17 protein-coding genes and 6 tRNA genes are annotated in these 16,034 nt (G+C 43.3%); 5 read left to right on the forward strand and 18 right to left on the reverse strand.

What is annotated here, in order from left to right:
* Window positions 1-139 precede the first annotated feature (139 nt).
* Window positions 140-222 (reverse strand) — tRNA-Leu (locus tag J2Z69_RS07795).
* A gap of 100 nt (window positions 223-322) precedes the next feature.
* Window positions 323-682, reverse strand: a complete 360-nt coding sequence (locus J2Z69_RS07800) for a helix-turn-helix domain-containing protein (protein WP_209860875.1) — start codon at window positions 680-682, stop codon at window positions 323-325.
* A gap of 172 nt (window positions 683-854) precedes the next feature.
* Between J2Z69_RS07800 and J2Z69_RS07805 the strand changes: the two genes are divergently transcribed.
* Window positions 855-1,475, forward strand: coding sequence for a nitrogen regulation protein NR(II) (locus tag J2Z69_RS07805; RefSeq protein ID WP_209860877.1), 621 nt, complete (start codon window positions 855-857; stop codon window positions 1,473-1,475).
* Window positions 1,476-1,587: 112 nt separating this feature from the next.
* Here J2Z69_RS07805 and J2Z69_RS07810 read toward each other — a convergent pair.
* The 7 genes from J2Z69_RS07810 to J2Z69_RS07840 all read right to left on the reverse strand — a co-directional run bounded on the left by J2Z69_RS07810 (window position 1,588) and on the right by J2Z69_RS07840 (window position 3,453).
* A tRNA-Leu gene (locus J2Z69_RS07810) sits at window positions 1,588-1,670 on the reverse strand.
* 12 nt (window positions 1,671-1,682) lie between these two features.
* A tRNA-Lys gene (locus tag J2Z69_RS07815) sits at window positions 1,683-1,758 on the reverse strand.
* A 49-nt stretch (window positions 1,759-1,807) separates the two neighbouring features.
* A tRNA-Glu gene (locus J2Z69_RS07820) sits at window positions 1,808-1,882 on the reverse strand.
* A 308-nt stretch (window positions 1,883-2,190) separates the two neighbouring features.
* Window positions 2,191-2,282, reverse strand: a tRNA-Ser gene (locus J2Z69_RS07825).
* Window position 2,283: 1 nt separating this feature from the next.
* Window positions 2,284-2,359: transfer RNA gene (locus tag J2Z69_RS07830), tRNA-Asn, on the reverse strand.
* A gap of 308 nt (window positions 2,360-2,667) precedes the next feature.
* A complete protein-coding gene (locus tag J2Z69_RS07835; protein WP_209860878.1) occupies window positions 2,668-2,898 on the reverse strand; it encodes a hypothetical protein in 231 nt (76 codons plus the stop codon).
* Window positions 2,899-2,991: 93 nt separating this feature from the next.
* The gene (locus J2Z69_RS07840) at window positions 2,992-3,453 is read right to left on the reverse strand and encodes a SprT family protein (protein WP_209860879.1); all 462 of its coding nucleotides are present in this window, start codon (window positions 3,451-3,453) and stop codon (window positions 2,992-2,994) included.
* Window positions 3,454-3,540: 87 nt separating this feature from the next.
* Here J2Z69_RS07840 and J2Z69_RS07845 point away from each other — a divergent pair, with 87 nt between their 5' ends.
* The gene (locus J2Z69_RS07845; protein WP_209860880.1) at window positions 3,541-3,900 is read left to right on the forward strand and encodes a hydrolase/acyltransferase; all 360 of its coding nucleotides are present in this window, start codon (window positions 3,541-3,543) and stop codon (window positions 3,898-3,900) included.
* A gap of 80 nt (window positions 3,901-3,980) precedes the next feature.
* Complete coding sequence (cmpA, locus tag J2Z69_RS07850) at window positions 3,981-4,109, forward strand: cortex morphogenetic protein CmpA (RefSeq protein WP_209860881.1); 129 nt, start codon at window positions 3,981-3,983, stop codon at window positions 4,107-4,109.
* A gap of 72 nt (window positions 4,110-4,181) precedes the next feature.
* On the opposite strand, the gene J2Z69_RS07855 is transcribed toward cmpA, so the two are convergent.
* The 6 genes from J2Z69_RS07855 to J2Z69_RS07880 form a co-directional block, all read right to left on the reverse strand.
* Window positions 4,182-6,386: a Tex family protein gene (locus tag J2Z69_RS07855; protein WP_209860882.1), complete on the reverse strand. Its 2,205-nt coding sequence runs from the start codon at window positions 6,384-6,386 to the stop codon at window positions 4,182-4,184.
* Window positions 6,387-6,568: 182 nt separating this feature from the next.
* Window positions 6,569-7,078, reverse strand: coding sequence for a hypothetical protein (locus J2Z69_RS07860; RefSeq protein WP_209860883.1), 510 nt, complete (start codon window positions 7,076-7,078; stop codon window positions 6,569-6,571).
* A gap of 255 nt (window positions 7,079-7,333) precedes the next feature.
* Window positions 7,334-7,684, reverse strand: a complete 351-nt coding sequence (locus J2Z69_RS07865) for a type II toxin-antitoxin system PemK/MazF family toxin (protein ID WP_068615401.1) — start codon at window positions 7,682-7,684, stop codon at window positions 7,334-7,336.
* A 3-nt stretch (window positions 7,685-7,687) separates the two neighbouring features.
* On the reverse strand, window positions 7,688-7,969 hold the full coding sequence (locus tag J2Z69_RS07870) for a CopG family ribbon-helix-helix protein (RefSeq protein WP_209860884.1): 282 nt from the start codon (window positions 7,967-7,969) through the stop codon (window positions 7,688-7,690).
* A 243-nt stretch (window positions 7,970-8,212) separates the two neighbouring features.
* The gene (gene alr / locus J2Z69_RS07875) at window positions 8,213-9,403 is read right to left on the reverse strand and encodes an alanine racemase (protein ID WP_209860885.1); all 1,191 of its coding nucleotides are present in this window, start codon (window positions 9,401-9,403) and stop codon (window positions 8,213-8,215) included.
* 269 nt (window positions 9,404-9,672) lie between these two features.
* The gene (locus J2Z69_RS07880; RefSeq protein WP_209860886.1) at window positions 9,673-10,836 is read right to left on the reverse strand and encodes a LolA family protein; all 1,164 of its coding nucleotides are present in this window, start codon (window positions 10,834-10,836) and stop codon (window positions 9,673-9,675) included.
* A gap of 182 nt (window positions 10,837-11,018) precedes the next feature.
* Between J2Z69_RS07880 and J2Z69_RS07885 the strand changes: the two genes are divergently transcribed.
* On the forward strand, window positions 11,019-11,402 hold the full coding sequence (locus J2Z69_RS07885) for a RidA family protein (protein WP_209860888.1): 384 nt from the start codon (window positions 11,019-11,021) through the stop codon (window positions 11,400-11,402).
* A 170-nt stretch (window positions 11,403-11,572) separates the two neighbouring features.
* Here the strand turns inward: J2Z69_RS07885 and J2Z69_RS07890 are convergent, their stop codons facing one another.
* The gene (locus J2Z69_RS07890) at window positions 11,573-11,821 is read right to left on the reverse strand and encodes a hypothetical protein (RefSeq protein ID WP_209860890.1); all 249 of its coding nucleotides are present in this window, start codon (window positions 11,819-11,821) and stop codon (window positions 11,573-11,575) included.
* 286 nt (window positions 11,822-12,107) lie between these two features.
* Between J2Z69_RS07890 and aspA the strand changes: the two genes are divergently transcribed.
* Window positions 12,108-13,544, forward strand: coding sequence for an aspartate ammonia-lyase (aspA, locus tag J2Z69_RS07895; RefSeq protein WP_209860892.1), 1,437 nt, complete (start codon window positions 12,108-12,110; stop codon window positions 13,542-13,544).
* Between the two features lie 132 nt (window positions 13,545-13,676).
* Here aspA and J2Z69_RS07900 read toward each other — a convergent pair whose 3' ends face one another.
* Window positions 13,677-14,426 (reverse strand): SDR family NAD(P)-dependent oxidoreductase, encoded by a 750-nt coding sequence (locus J2Z69_RS07900; protein WP_209861431.1) that lies wholly within the window; start codon window positions 14,424-14,426, stop codon window positions 13,677-13,679.
* A 219-nt stretch (window positions 14,427-14,645) separates the two neighbouring features.
* Entirely contained in the window at window positions 14,646-15,857 is a 1,212-nt protein-coding gene (locus J2Z69_RS07905; RefSeq protein WP_209860894.1) for an acyltransferase, read from the reverse strand.
* Window positions 15,858-16,034: the final 177 nt, after the last annotated feature.

A 16,034-nucleotide genomic window follows, 5' to 3' on the forward strand; every position in this document is an offset into this window, starting at 1 on the left:
GTGTCATGCCAAAGCACACGGCCTCTTCAAAAGAGCCGTGTGCTTTTATTTTGCTAAACATATATGTTAGAGTTAGAGTTATACAAAAAAAAAAGAACCCTTGCATATTCATGCAGGATTCCATTTCTTAAAATATATATGCGGTCGAGAGGACTCGAACCTCCACGGGTATACACCCACTACCCCCTCAAGATAGCGTGTCTGCCATTCCACCACGACCGCGTGGCAAGCGCTTGAATTTCAAGCGAACATTTCATATTATATAGCTCAAGGACTTAATTGTAAAGTGGATATTTATTACATGAGTGAATATATAGTTGAATTAATGAAGATCATCATCCTTGATTTTTCTATACCTTGTGAACGCCAGATACTCTTGAATAAACTTCTCTTCATCTAAAGATAGCTCCAAAGATCCTTTAGCATTCGGTTGATCTGTCAGATAGGGTTCTAAAGATTCTTTGACGCTAACCAGATTGCGTTCTCGGCCCGTCATTAACCAATCCAGACTTATATCAAAATAAATAGAAATCTCTATGAGCTTGTTCGTACTGGGCGTCGATTTGCCTCGCTTCCAATCTCCCAGATTTCCGGTACTTATGGATAGCTCTGAACAAAATTTTTTCTTAGTCATTCCTTTTGCTTGGATTAAAAGTTCAATTCGATCATATATGGATTGCATCCTTCGACCTTCTTTCAGATCATATTCAAAACATAAAATGACGCAAATAAGTAATTATAGGTTGAGGAATGACGTAATTACGTGTATACTTAAACTACTCGCATAAAATTACACCTTCATCCAAGTAAAGTATAACGAATCACCAGTTACTTAAGTTAGGGGCTAAGTACTTATGCGGCTATGGAAAGATGCCATTCATTCATTAGCACAAAGTGTCATTATTATCGATTTGCAAGGTCAAGTAGAACTAGTAAATACATCTTGGATTCAGCTTGGTAACCGTCATGGTATTCCTTCCACATTCGAATGGACATCTGCCAATCTCCTAATGATTGCGGAAGCTTTAGCGAGCTCAGGTGATCCTTTTGCTCAGTTGCTGTTAACTCATTATCATTCTATACTTGAACATCTAATTCCTTCGTCTACTACGGAAATGCATAACTACTATCCTGACCGGACAGAGTGGGGTCTACTTCAAATGAATCCTCTGAAATGCCCAGTAACGCACGCCGTTACTGGAATCATAATATCGGTGACCGACATTACAAACATCAAACATACTCACACTAAAGATCATATCTGCACTAGCTCTACGCTAGGACTTGAAGGTCTTCTTCCTATTTGCGCTGTCTGCAAAAACGTCCGTGATGAACATGATGAGTGGCATACGATAGAACAATATTTAGCCAAGCATGCCGCAGTGGAATTCACACATGATATTTGCACGGATTGTATTCGAGTGATCTATCCTAAATATTCTTCTTTTTTGGACAGGAGTCCAGAAGAACTTTGAAAAAATAAGCAGATAGATCTAAATTGTAGCATACTCGGAATAGGTATGCGAAGAACAAAAAAAGATCATCCAAAGGATAATCTTCTTCATAATCTACGGAATTACATATAAATGCGGTCGAGAGGACTCGAACCTCCACGGGTATACACCCACTACCCCCTCAAGATAGCGTGTCTGCCATTCCACCACGACCGCATATGAAATTAATGGTGAGCCATGAAGGACTCGAACCTTCGACACCCTGATTAAAAGTCAGGTGCTCTACCAACTGAGCTAATGGCTCTTGATGCCTAATCTAGAAGCTGCCTACCTGAATCCTAGAGGAAGGATAATGGTGACCCGTAGGGGATTCGAACCCCTGTTACCTCCGTGAAAGGGAGGTGTCTTAACCCCTTGACCAACGGGCCTTATTTATTCGACAACAGAATTGAGTATACCAAATCTCAATATAGTTGACAAGCATTATTTTTATTAAAAATAAATCGGTTCAACCCCTTTAAGATCCAATGAATAATTCGGTTTTAGAACTTGTCTATAAGCTCTGCTTCAGAACCATTTTTACATAGAATCGAATAAAACTTGTTCAAAAGGGATTAGAAGAAGTAGTAGACTTTGAGTTTTTGTTTAAAGAATTAACGAACGAAAGAACTAAAAAAACCTCCGTTAGGAGGTTCTTACATTAGGACCGTATGACATCCATAATTAAAATTCTAAATGGCGGAGAGAGAGGGATTCGAACCCTCGCACCGCTTACGCAGTCTAACCCCTTAGCAGAGGGTCCCCTTATAGCCACTTGGGTATCTCTCCATGGCTCCCCGAACAGGGCTCGAACCTGTGACAACTCGATTAACAGTCGAGTGCTCTACCAACTGAGCTATCAGGGAATAATGACTTCTGTACAAAATTTATCACGCTTACATTTAAAAGTCAACATTTCCTCTATCATTCATTCCACAATGTACAACCGGGAAAGACCCGGCCGATTGGCCGAGTCTTTGAACGAGAAACTCAGGAATCCTTACCGTGGTGATCCAGTCCGATGATCATAATGATAAGCACCAGCAGTTGAATAAGCAGTTCAGCACTCATGTGCCTCGCCTCCATCCGCAAATAATGCTCCTTCGGACGGTTCTCCTCTCCCTTTCAGAACACCTGTTGTCTCCCAATTCATATATATGCGGGACATGTCATCTTATGAACACAAATCAAGAACAGATGAATGTACATAAAATAAAAAAGAACCATCATCTCCGTATGTGGAAATCAGGTTCTTATGTTTGACTTTATACAGTTGTTCATGCCGTGTCTTCGTCGTTCTTGTTCGTAGATCCGCAGAAGCAAAAGGGCTTCTACCGGCTTCTGGATTACGTTTGCCTTCGCGTATTAGACGCTCCCGAAGCTTTTTGGCTTGCGATTTGGCCATGGTTAATACACTCCTCAACTTAAAGATATATTTTATTTCATTATAGCTCATTCTTCCCGCCTCTGCTGCACCAAAAATAGGATAACTTATAGTTTACAGGTTAAATAGCGCTAACGTTCCCGAGCATTTGCCGCATCGATATCGATTAGGGTCCACCCTTCGCTTACGTAGGTATTGATTGCCGCAGAGATGACAGACCAGCTTATATTTATGCGGAAGAGCACGTCGTGCCTTGGCCCCAGGTAACGATTGGCAGTAGCGACTGCCTCCTACATGCTTGAGCAGTGTTTTGAAATCTTGATCTCGGTGCTGATATCCTCTACCTGCAATATGCAGATGATAATGACATAGTTCATGCTTAATGATTCGCTCTAATTCTTCGGCTCCATATTCCGCTAACTGATGCGGGTTCATCTCAATATGATGACTTTTCAAGAAATAACGTCCACCTGTAGTCTTCAGCCTAGGATTAAAAGAAGCCCGGTGGCGAAAAGGAACACCAAAGCTCTCTAGAGATATCTGCATAACCCACTGCTGAAGTTCCTCATTCGTCAAGGTACATCCTCCTCATCTACTTGAATTTTAACTTCTTCTTAGGCTACACTGTCAAGTAGGAAAAGACGGAAGGGGACGAATTACGCCATGGCAACCATGCGTTATGTCATATTACAACATCACGAGGATTTACAATTTGTTGAGATGCCCAGAGATTATGCGTATCAACTCAGTGCACTCAACTTACGTCTACATAAGGAAATAGCTAAACTCACAGCAGATCAAGTTCCTACGCTGCCTAAGGCGATCGCGGAATGTGACCAGCTCGACCTGCTCGATGAACGGCGCCATATTGTAGGCGGTCTGGACTATATTAATGTGCTTGAGCAATCCTTTGCCTCCATTCAGGAGAATAACTACCCTCTGATTTCGCTTTTAACGGAAATTCGCGCGCTTCAGGCTCAACTTGAGCAATGGTACGAAGAAGAAGCTGAACAATTGCACTAGGACCTGCACACTTCTGGGCTTCTCCCCATATGCTAAGCATACAAAGGCATACAAAGGAAAGTGACAGGAGAGTGAGCCCCTTGCCGAAATGGCTCTGTAATCAAATTATGCGTGCTTTTCACAAGAAAGATCAGCGTCAAATTCGCCTACTCAATGATTGTTGGTTCTTCTATCATCGTGAGAATGGTCAGGACGCGGGCCAATTATAATTAAAAGGATCTACCAAAAATGGGAGTGGCACCACCTACAATTAGGCGGAGCGACTCCCATTTTTGCTATTTCTATTTAGGTTCACGCATAGTGAGACCTACACGACCTTTTTTAGTATCCACGCTTAGCACCCAGACGGTTACATTATCTCCTACAGAGACCACATCCATCGGATGTTTCACGAATCCATTACTGAGCTGCGAGATATGAACAAGTCCATCGCTTTTGATGCCAATATCTACAAATGCACCAAAATCGATAACATTTCTTACCGTACCTTGCAATTCCATCCCTGCTACTAAATCCTCAATCTTCAGCACGTCTGTACGGAAAATTGGAAGCGGCAATTCCTCCCGTGGATCACGGCCAGGGCGCTGCAAGCTCTCCAAAATATCTCGCAGAGTAGGTACACCTACACCCAAGTTATCGGCTAGTGGCGCCGCATCGGCTTCAGCTAGTCTAGCAGCCGTGTCCTTTGATCCTAGCTCTTTCGGTGCAATACTTAATTCCTTGAACAACTGATTTACTACCGAATAGGATTCAGGGTGGATCGGTGTGCTATCCAGCGGATCTATTCCCCCTGGAATCCGTAAGAAACCTACGCATTGCTCAAATGTTTTGGCACCCAAACGCGGAACTTTCTGTAATTGTTTGCGGTTCGTGAATTTACCATTCTCTTCGCGGAATTTGACGATATTCTTAGCGGTCGTTGCGTTAACACCGGACACATAGGACAACAGCGAAGGAGATGCGGTATTCACGTCTACACCCACATGGTTCACGGCAGACTCGACCACAGCCTTCAGGCTATCCTCCAAAATCTTCTGAGACACATCGTGCTGATATTGACCTACGCCAATCGCTTTCGGGTCAATTTTGACTAGCTCGGCAAGAGGATCTTGCAGTCTGCGTGCGATGGAGACTGCGCTTCGCTCTGCGACATCCAGCTCAGGGAATTCTTCCTGAGCGAGCTTGGATGCAGAGTAGACGCTTGCCCCGGCCTCGCTCACGATCAGGTAAGCGAGGTCTGCACTCTTGTGTTCGTCGATGATGTGAGCGACGAACTGCTCGGTCTCGCGCGAAGCGGTTCCGTTGCCAATGACAATAAGCTGGATACCGTAGGTATCAATCAGCTCATGGAATTTGGCAGCCGCTTCGCGCGTTTTGTTATGTGGCGCTGTCGGGTAAGTGACCGCCACCTCAAGCAGCTTGCCGGTGTCATCGACCACGGCAAGCTTACAACCTGTCCGGAAGGCGGGGTCTACGCCAAGGACATTTTTGCCTTTAACCGGAGGCTGCAGCAAAAGACTGCGCAGATTCCCTGAGAAAATGGAGATCGCCTGCGTCTCCGCTTTCGCCGTCAATTCAGCACGCACTTCACGTTCAATGGACGGTGCAATCAGCCGTTTGTAGGCATCTTCAATCACTGCTTGAAGCGTAGGTTGCAGAGGGCTGCTCCCTTTAATGATTTGCTTGGCCATATAGAGATGAATGGGCTCGACAGTGACATCTAAGCCCACTTTAAGTATGCTCTCTCTTTCTCCGCGGTTAATCGCAAGAATGCGGTGAGCCGGCATTTTCTTGGCTAGCTCTCGGTAATCATAGTACATTTCGTAGACACTTTCTGCCTCCGCATCTTTCACCTCAGATAAAATCGATCCGTGGTCAAGCGTATAGGTACGAATCCAGCGCCGAATGACAGCATCATCTGCGAATCCTTCTGCCAAGATGTCCATGGCCCCTTGAATAGCGTCGCCGACATGATCAACCGCCTTATCTGGGTCTACATAGCGAGCTGCTTCCTGCTGAAGATCGCCACCCTTCGGCTGGGACAAGATCCAAGTTGCCAACGGATCCAGCCCCTTCTCTTTGGCTACGCTTGCTCTTGTTTTACGTTTCTGGCGATAAGGTCTATATAGATCTTCCACTTCTTGAAGTTTGGCTGCCTTCTTAATCGAGGCTGCAAGTTCTGGAGTTAACTTGCCTTGTTCATCGATGATTCTTACAACTTCTCGTTTGCGATCTTCTAACCCTTTCAGGTAAGCTGCTCGCTCTTCAATATTGCGAAGCTCGTTCTCATCTAACTCACCCGTCATTTCTTTACGATACCGAGCGATAAATGGAATCGTGTTCCCCTCAGCCAATAAACCTACGGTTGTGCGGACTTGCTTTATTGATATATGTAGTTCGCTGGAAATCTGCTGAACGATGCGTTCCTGTTCCTCTGCTTGTTCTTTTTCCCGATCGACTTTCAATAATGTATCCTGCTCTGACAATCCAATCCCTCTTTCCCCTGATTAACTTCAGTGTTCCTATTATCACAAACTTCGGCCCGAATTTCCAGTTTGGGTAGTAAAGAACTAAACAAGACGCTGTCTATCCCTCAACTTTTGAAGTACATTTATAAATCAAATAAACCCGTATAGTATACGGATTTATTCTCGGTACTGTTTGCCTTCTATACGGCGTCCGTTCTTAGTACGAAGGCATATTCGTTCACCTCATTCTTCCCTTGAACAACAAGCCGGAACCCTCTATATACAGCCCCTTTTTCATAATCTTTTATATTAGAACTGGCATGAGCAAACAAGTTCCTCTCAAGGATGAACGTTCCCGTTCCTTTGTCTAATTGGAGATTTACAGGATGCACCGTACGCAGATCATATTTCAAACTGCCATCTTCGCTTAGGATATACTCCATTAACTCACAGGATTGTATCGATGGATCTGCAAGCGTAATTTGGATCTTATCCCCCACTATTGTATAAGGAACATCCTGAATCTTTTTCATCCTATTTTCAAATACGTCCATATAATCTGAAGCTTGTATAGCCTGTAAATTAATTTTCGGTCCCGCCTCTTGGCTAATCGCAGTAACTTTTATGTATTCACTTGGACTCTGCTTCATTAGACTGCTGCAAGCGGTTATCACAAAAATTAGACTCAAATATAATCCCACAAACTTCATAAATATCCCCCCGCTTATTCAGATCTACTTCATTACATTCGAATATAGTGTTCCATTATTTACGAACATAGTGTTCCATACGCTAATAATTATGTTATTTTATGTAAATCTGTGCAAGTCTTCATTTAATTAGGTAAATTCATCTGCTCTTGTCTATCACAGAACACAAAAAATACGCCTAGGCCTAAGCCATAGACGTATCCCATCTAGTCAACAACTTATTATCCAATTATCTATCCATCGCGCATCCAGTACTTAGAAATCGATCAAGCCCACACTAATTAATAAGGATTCGTCTACTTTTTTCATTGTCTCTTCATCCAAATGGGTGATTTTGTCCGTAAGTCTCTGTTTGTCAATGGTGCGAATTTGTTCTAGCAAAATAACCGAGTCGCGGTCAAATCCATGGGTAGCTGCATCTATTTCCACATGGGTAGGCAGCTTTGCCTTCTGAATCTGAGCCGTAATGGCAGCAACAATAGCCGTAGGGCTAAATCGGTTCCCAATATCATTCTGGATAATAAGCACCGGTCTTACCCCTCCCTGCTCGGAACCAACTACAGGTGAGAGATCGGCAAAAAACACATCACCGCGCTTTACGATCAATAGTCACACCCCGCTTACTAGCCGATCCAGAGTGCTGTCCGCATCTTCTTCCGCATGGAACGCTTCAGAGGCCATGGTCAGGTTAATTTTCGCCATTTCCATGTATCCACGCTGCATCGATTCCCGGATATACCGCTTCTTCCGTTCATTTAAATACAGCTTCATTGCCTGTCTGATTAATTCACTGCGGTTGGAGTTCTCCAAGGCCACGATCCCGTCCACTTCTTGCAAAAGATGATCTGGTAAACTGATCATAATTCTCTTGGTGTTCTGCAAATTGGCCAATTCCTTACACCCCCAAAACCTCTCGACCTACTTTCCATGAAAACAGTATAGCTGTATTCAAGGAAAATTATACAAAGGAGTATATGCTCCGTGTATATCAAGTATGCTGCATTTCATTATAAACCAAGACGGACTTGACCGTACATACTTATTGTCATATTCCGTCGGCATACTTGATATATTCGGGGAAAGCTTCAGCAATACCTTCATCGTCGCGAAAAGTTTTAGTCAGTATTTGGAAATTCAGATAGATCCGATAATCGGATTCACGATGTCCACCGTTATTCCTGAACGAATATATCTTCTTGGCACGCGATGTGCCAGCATGCAGACCACTTCGTAGTGAATCGTACCCATATGAGAAGCTACCTCATCTGCCGTAATAACTTCAGCAGACTGGGAGCCGATGAGAACAACCTCTTCTCCAGCTTGAATGTCTTCCGCCTCTTCGGCGAAGGCTTGCAATGTTACCATACACTGGTCCATACAAATCGTACCCACGACAGGGACGCGGCGTCCGCGTATAAGTACCTGTACTTTACCGCCAAGTAGTCTGGAGAATCCGTCTGCATAACCAATAGGCAATGTGCCAATTCTTTCTTCTTCGGTCGTTACATAATGAACTCCATAGCTTATGCCAGAATTTGGCGGTAGTGTTTTGACAAAAACAATTTGGGTTTTCAGCGTCAATACTGGACGGAGTTGAATCCGTGTCGTATTCACTTCGGCAGAAGGATACAGCCCATACAGGGCAATACCAATCCGAATCATATCGCAGGAAATCTGTGGCATGTCGACAGCAACGGCACTGTTGCCCGTATGTATAATGGGGATCTTGATGTCTTGTTCCCTGAGCGCGTCGCTCGCTCCCTGAAAACGCCGGTACTGTTCCAGTGTATATTCTTTATTGTGTTCGTCTGCCGTAGCAAAATGCGTAAACAGCCCTTCTACTTCAAGATGTGGCACGTCTACCGCACGCTGTATAAAATTCAGAAGCCGCTCTCCAGGTAGTAGACCTAATCGTCCCATTCCTGAGTCCACTTTAATATGAACTTTAAGCTTTACTGTTGAATCCTGGACATCCAATTCTCGAATAGCCCCTAGAACTTCCTCACTGAACAAACTGATGGTAATGTCTTGCTCCCACGCCGTTTGGATTCCATAAGGAGGAACATAGCCTAGTACCAGAATTGGCATTCGTATGCCTGCATTACGTAGTTCCAGCGCCTCATCCAAAAAAGCCACGCTTAAATAATCGGCCCCTAGACGCTCCATCTCTCTAGCAACCTGAACCGCACCATGTCCATAAGCATTCGCTTTAACACAGGCCAAAAGCTTCATGCCTATAGGCAGACTATGTCTAAAGGCGGAGTAATTCGCTTCCAGCGCCTCCAGATTGATCTCAGCAACGGTCGGTCGATAATTAACTTGCAATTTGGGTCACCTTCTCTAATGTATGAAAATCTCGTTCTGGATGGTTTACCAACAGAATCCATTACTCCAGACACCGTACGATAAACTAATGGTACTGGTCCCACCGTCGGCTGTCAATTCCGTCAGAGATTTGGGCTCCCCACAAGTTCCTTATCCTATGCACAAAGAGGGATATAGGTACCTAAGCAAATATAAAAAATAGACGGAACGACGGTGCGCAGAAGGACCATAGTCATGGTCCTCCGCAGCCGTTATCCGTCTGTCTGTTATTATTTACCCGTTTGATCCTGCATAGAAGCGGCAATTTGAATCATTTCATTAACGGGTAAATTGTCACTATTGATATTGAACTGCAATCCGTCTACCGTCCAAGTTAGGGTCTGCAAATCGGTTCCCGCCAGATATCCAACGGTAAATCCGAGATCAATCGCCTGTGCATCTTTGGCTAAAGATACCGCACGATCTAAGGCTCTAGATTCTGATAACGTATATTGATACTGGCCGTCGTACCGAAGGAGAACCGCACTATTTTTGCTATCGGTCACGACCTTCTCATCCTTCTTCTGTGTTCCTTCAGGATTATAAGTTGGCATGACCACGCCAAAAGGTTCATCAAGTGCTGGTAATTTAGCTGAACTTTCGCCGCTAACTGCTCCGGAAGTGCTTGAAGGATCTGTTGATTTATTCTGATCACTTAATGTTTTCTGATCATTAGACGCTGTGGAATCATTTGTAGAAGGTGTTTCCACCAACTGCCCTTTTTCATCCACTTCGAGTAAAGTGCCCTTTGTATCCGGTGTGGAGGCATTCAGATTCTGCTGCATATCAAAAGACTTCTTGTCGAACGGAGCATCAAATTTAAATGAATCAAAATTTACTTCAACCACCACATTGTTACTAGAATCCGACACTTGTACTTTTTGAGGAGCATAGTCTTTTTTGTTCAACCAAATTTTCTGACGAACTAGGCTCTGCGTATTGTAATTCGCGGCTACATCAAATACATAATTATTGCCTTCCGTTACGAACTGACGGGACGTGTCTGCCAATATGCTGTGTACCAACGTCTGATACAGATAGACCTGCCCTTGATTATCAGGCCAATCACTCTGGAAACGGAAACTTTTATTCAAACTCGGTGTCAGAACATATACTCCTTGGTCATTACGAAGCACAATTTGAGTAATGTCCTTCTGCTCGTTCGTTAAGGCAATACGGTAATACGAAGGGTTCTGATACCATACCACTACTTTGTAATTTTGGGGTTTGTCCCCGGTATGTAGGGTCATCGTACCTGAACCTTCATAGCTTTCCAACTTATTCACCACTTGATCCAAATCTTTCACCACATCGGTAGAATCTTTTTTGCCACAACCAGCGAGCGTGAGCGAAAATGCAATCACAATGGTCAGTATCCATGTGATTCGACGCATGGTATCATCCCCTTAGTACGAATATTTTCCGAATCTTGATACATGTCTATGAAGGAACTTGGACAATTATGCGGACTGGTTTGACAAGCTGGCAAAGTTGTCCGAAATTTCTCCAATGTTAGGGATGAGATTCCTACATATTCGGTGTAAGTGTGACTTGAATGAACAGGAGCTGATGGATTGTGGCGAGAACAAGAGTATTCACGGGATCTCCTTGGGAACCTGAAGTAGGTTACTGCAGAGCCATTCGTGTGGGTCAGCGTGTTGATGTAGCAGGAACAACGGCCATGAAAGACGGAGAAGTCGTAGGTGCTGGTAATCCTTATGAACAGACGAGATATATCTTACACATCATCGAACAAGCGCTAATTGATCTTGGTGCAAGTCTGTCAGACGTCGTACGCACTCGTATGTTCGTTACGGATATCAGCAAATGGGAAGAGATTGGAAAAGCACACGGGGAATTTTTTAGAGATATCCAGCCTGTAGCCTCTATGATTGAGGTTAAAGCACTTATTGATCCTCTTTTACTTATTGAAATTGAAGTGGAAGCTTATATTGAATAAAATACTTCACTTATGAAGTAATTCATTAGGCCGGCCAAGAAAGAACCTTAAAAACACCCCACTACACACAAGCAAAGTATGTGTTGGGGTGTTTTTGAGGTTTGTTAGAGTATTATCACATGATAACGTTGGAATGCATGAGCTTACTATTTTTATTGCGTAATGCTGAGCTAGTAGAATCGTCTTCTACCACGTCTAGGTTCAAGTAAGACAATTGCTAACAGATCGAACAGCACTAAAGGCAGGATAAACGGAAAAAATGTAGCCCGTACTTTGCTGCCTTTATAGTGCGCAGATGTAGCTTTTAGATATATCTTTTTACCGCTTACTTTGACTACCGTTCCGTATAGAACGGCCCCTTTTTTTGTCTTAATTTTCACACGTTTATTTAAATATTGATGCGGAGCATTTATAGCCACAAGGGCACACCTCCTGAGGGTTATGACACACTATACGTTAAACGCTGACAGAGGTGTGGGCCCGGGGCTTTCTGGGTATATTTTTAACAGAGGAAGTGTTCAGCGTGAAGGATATTGAACTATATTGTTCAGTAATTTAACCGGTCTAAGCGTCACCGAATCAGTCCGCAAAAGCATATAGAATATAGGTTTTTCTTATTTTGTGGATGGGGTGGATAATCCCGCGCAATAGGTTTATATTGGGTAGGTAACTATCCTATTTATTAATCGTTAAGGGGAGACATACATGATAACTTATACATCGTCAACTAGAAATGAAAGCGATTTCTTAGGAACGCTGGAGGTGCCTATAGATGCCTATTACGGTATTCAGACGTTGCGAGCTGTAGAGAACTTTCCAATTACTGGATACAAAATTTTACCTGAACTTATCGTCTCTCTTGCTCTGGTGAAAAAGGCTGCAGCCATAGCTAACATGGATATTGGACAGCTCGACTCCACCATTGGTCAAGCCATCGTTACCGCAGCAGAAGAAGTCATCGCTGGCAAATTCCATGATCAGTTCATCACAGACCCGATTCAGGGCGGTGCAGGAACTTCTATGAATATGAATGCAAATGAAGTTATCGCTAATCGTGCTATTGAAATTCTAGGTGGGGACAAAGGAAATTATCATCTGGTTAGTCCGAACAGCCATGTGAATATGTCCCAATCCACCAACGATGTATTTCCAACGGCTAACCATATGGCCATCCTTACCTTACTAGATCGTCTACTAGAGACTACGCGTAAGCTAAGTGATACCTTCTTACAAAAAGCGTCTGAATTCGATCATGTGATTAAAATGGGACGAACGCATCTTCAAGATGCCGTACCCATTCGATTAGGTCAAGAATTCGAAGCTTATAGCCGGGTTATTCGGCGTGATATTCGCCGTATGGAGCAGACTCATTCTTCCTTATATGAAATTAATATGGGCGCGACAGCCGTCGGTACGGGGCTTAACGCCGATCCCAAATATATTGAACGCGTGGTACAGATGTCCGCAGAGCTGAGCGGCTACCCCTTAGTTAGTCCAGGACACTTGGTGGATTCGACGCAGAACTGTGATGTGTATGCAGAAGTATCGGCTGCTCTCAAAATCTGCATGATTAACATGTCCAAAATTGCCAATGATCTAAGGCTTATGGCCTCGGGGCCTGCCACCGGGTTTGGCGAAATCGCCCTGCCACCTCGCCAACCGGGATCTTCCATTATGCCCGGTAAGGTGAACCCTGTCATATGCGAGGTCATCAATCAAGTTGCTTTCCAAGTCATTGGCAACGATCATACGGTGGGGCTAGCTACAGAAGCAGGTCAATTCGAGCTCAATGTAATGGAACCTGTACTCTTGTTCAATTTATTGCAATCCCTGCATATTATGAACCAAGCCTTCCGTACGTTTACCAAGAACTGCTTGGAAGGCATCACAGCCAATGAAGAGCGCTGCCGGGAATATGTAGAACACAGCGTAGGTATCATCACCGCACTGAATCCGCATTTAGGTTATGAGACGGTATCCAAAATTGCTGCGGAGGCGATTCGAACAGGCAAATCTGTTCGTGAATTATGCCTTCATTACAACGTACTTAGCGCAGAACAGCTTGACGATATCCTTCATCCTCTAGAGATGACAAGTCCAGGCATAGCGGGTGCAAAATATTTACATCGCGAAAAGGTGTAGACTTACAAATCATATAGTTATACAGCAAAAAAACTGTATCTGACGCTCATGCCACTGAGCGACGGATACAGTTTAATTTTTTTCATAATTACAGTTTGTACTTTTTCATAATTATTGTTGTTGAGCGGAGTATTATTGTGCAGTCCATCCGCCATCAATAACAAGTTCAGAACCTGTTACGAATGAAGATTCGTCAGATGCCAAGTATAGTACGCCGTAAGCGATATCTTTTGGCTCGCCCATGCGAGGAAGTGGTGTCATCATTTTGAGTCCTGCCATCATCTTTTCAGTAACTGCCGCTGCTACCATTGGAGTCATGATTACACCTGGATGTACGGAGTTCACGCGGATTTTGTCTGCTGCAAGTTCCACAGCTGCTGTTTTGCTAACTAGAGTAAGTGCACCTTTGGATGCAGAGTATCCATTGGTTCTGCTCATAGCTACAAGACCTGCTACAGAAGAGATGTTAACGATAGAACCGCCGCCCACTTTTTTCATTTCAGGAGCAACAAGTTTCATACCTAGAACACTACCTGTAAGATTGATCTCGATAATTTTGTTCCAGCTGCCCAGATCGAAATTCTCCAAGTTTTTGTCTGTAGTAATCCCAGCATTGTTAACCAGTACGTTAATTTTACCAAAATGCTGAATAGCTTGAGCCACTACATTAGCCCAATCTTCTTCAGAGGCTACATTATGCTTCACGGCAATGGCTTCGCCACCGTTATCTGTAATTTCTTTAACTACAGCTTCCAAAGCTTCAGTCTGAAGATCGGTTGCTACGATTTGCGCGCCTTCATTTGCGAACAATTTCGCTTCCTCTGCTCCTTGACCCATAGCTGCTCCAGTAATAATAACTACTTTACCTGATAAACGTCCCATTCTAATCATCCTTCCAGTAATATATGTGTGATGGTTCATTTGTACGGCCTCCAGTAATCACAACGTTAATCATTTACTATCCGTTGTTGATTATTCGTGAAGACCGAATATTTGATATTAACTTACTTTATATAGTGTAACTTATTTTAACGTTAAAACAAAATAGTGAAATCAAAATTTTTATGGACTAAATTGTTGAAATTGGTATTGACAATTAGCTCATAAAACCCGGGGGGCCCTGCTATTTTTCGAATTTGGAATTTCGTTTCTATTATGCTTACTTTTAACAGAAAGATGTGAACCCACGACCCATTTTCCGAAAAGTAGCAAGGCCAACAACCAGGTGAAGAGGCAGCACATGAGTACACAAAGCAGGAATGCAACCAAGGTACGTATTGTTACACTCCATTCAACCAACCACCATCCTTCCATGGCAAAGGATAATCGGAGTACCCCCGCATGCATTAAATATGCCCCATAGGATAACATGCCCATTCCAGATATACAGCGAACCCAGAATCGGTCCTCTACAGTGCTCAAATACATAGCTAGCCGATAATACACAAGGATGGAGCTCGTCAAAAAGATAGCCATAGCTGGGCGAAGCAGAGCAAGGCCCTCAAATTGAATAACGATGCCATCCCCAGTCTGAAATCCTTCAACAATATGATAAAGGAACCAACCGAGATACACGGTAAATACGGTCCCATATAAAAACTGCGTTTGCTTCACTACATTGCGCCAATGTTCAATATGAAGTCCTGCGGCTGCACCTAGCACAAAATAAAATAAATAATACAACGCGTTGCGATCTGCATATATAGTGAATAATGCTGTTATTCCAGGAATATTCGCTCGTTCAAATCCCGGCATGATGGTGAAGATGAATGGCAATAAGGCGGTGTATGCAATACCTGAGCCTATAACGGCCACGGTCCGCCATCTGGCGCTGAGCCTTTTGAACACGCTCAATACTAACTTTCGGAATAACGGAAATAAGAGATAGAACTGAATAATCATAAATACATACCACAGATGGTAACTGGATTTACCTGTTATGATCATTTCCAAATTAGAAAGAATACCTTGAAGATTGTTACCCTCCCAAGCGTGATTTAGCGTGATGTAAAAAATGGACCACAACAGAAAGGGAACTCCGATGTCCTTTGCTCTTTTTGCGTAGAATTTTCCGTACTTCATTTCGTCTTGATAGTTGTAGAACATCAATACACCAGTTATAAATATAAATACGGGTACAGCAAACTTAGACAGTAAAACAAGCAAAGCTAGTAGCACACCATCACCCAAACGAATCGCTGGATCTGCACCATAATGAGCCATCGTATGTTGGAACACGACTGCGGCAAAAGCTAGACCACGCAGCACCTCAATCTCTTTGATCCTCCTAGAAAGGACTGGACTTTCAGACATAACCTATTCTCCTCTAGCAAATTGTTTTCTATTCATAATCATCCATTATATACCATAAAAGAATGAAATATATAAAATCCGCAACAAAATCTAATATAGAAAAAAGTAAAACCACTTTCATTGACTCTCTAGGTCTAGTTGATTATGCTGGATTAGAATATTTTTCTGTAAGGAAAG

This window comes from Paenibacillus shirakamiensis, from assembly GCF_017874255.1.
Classification (GTDB): domain Bacteria; phylum Bacillota; class Bacilli; order Paenibacillales; family Paenibacillaceae; genus Fontibacillus; species Fontibacillus shirakamiensis.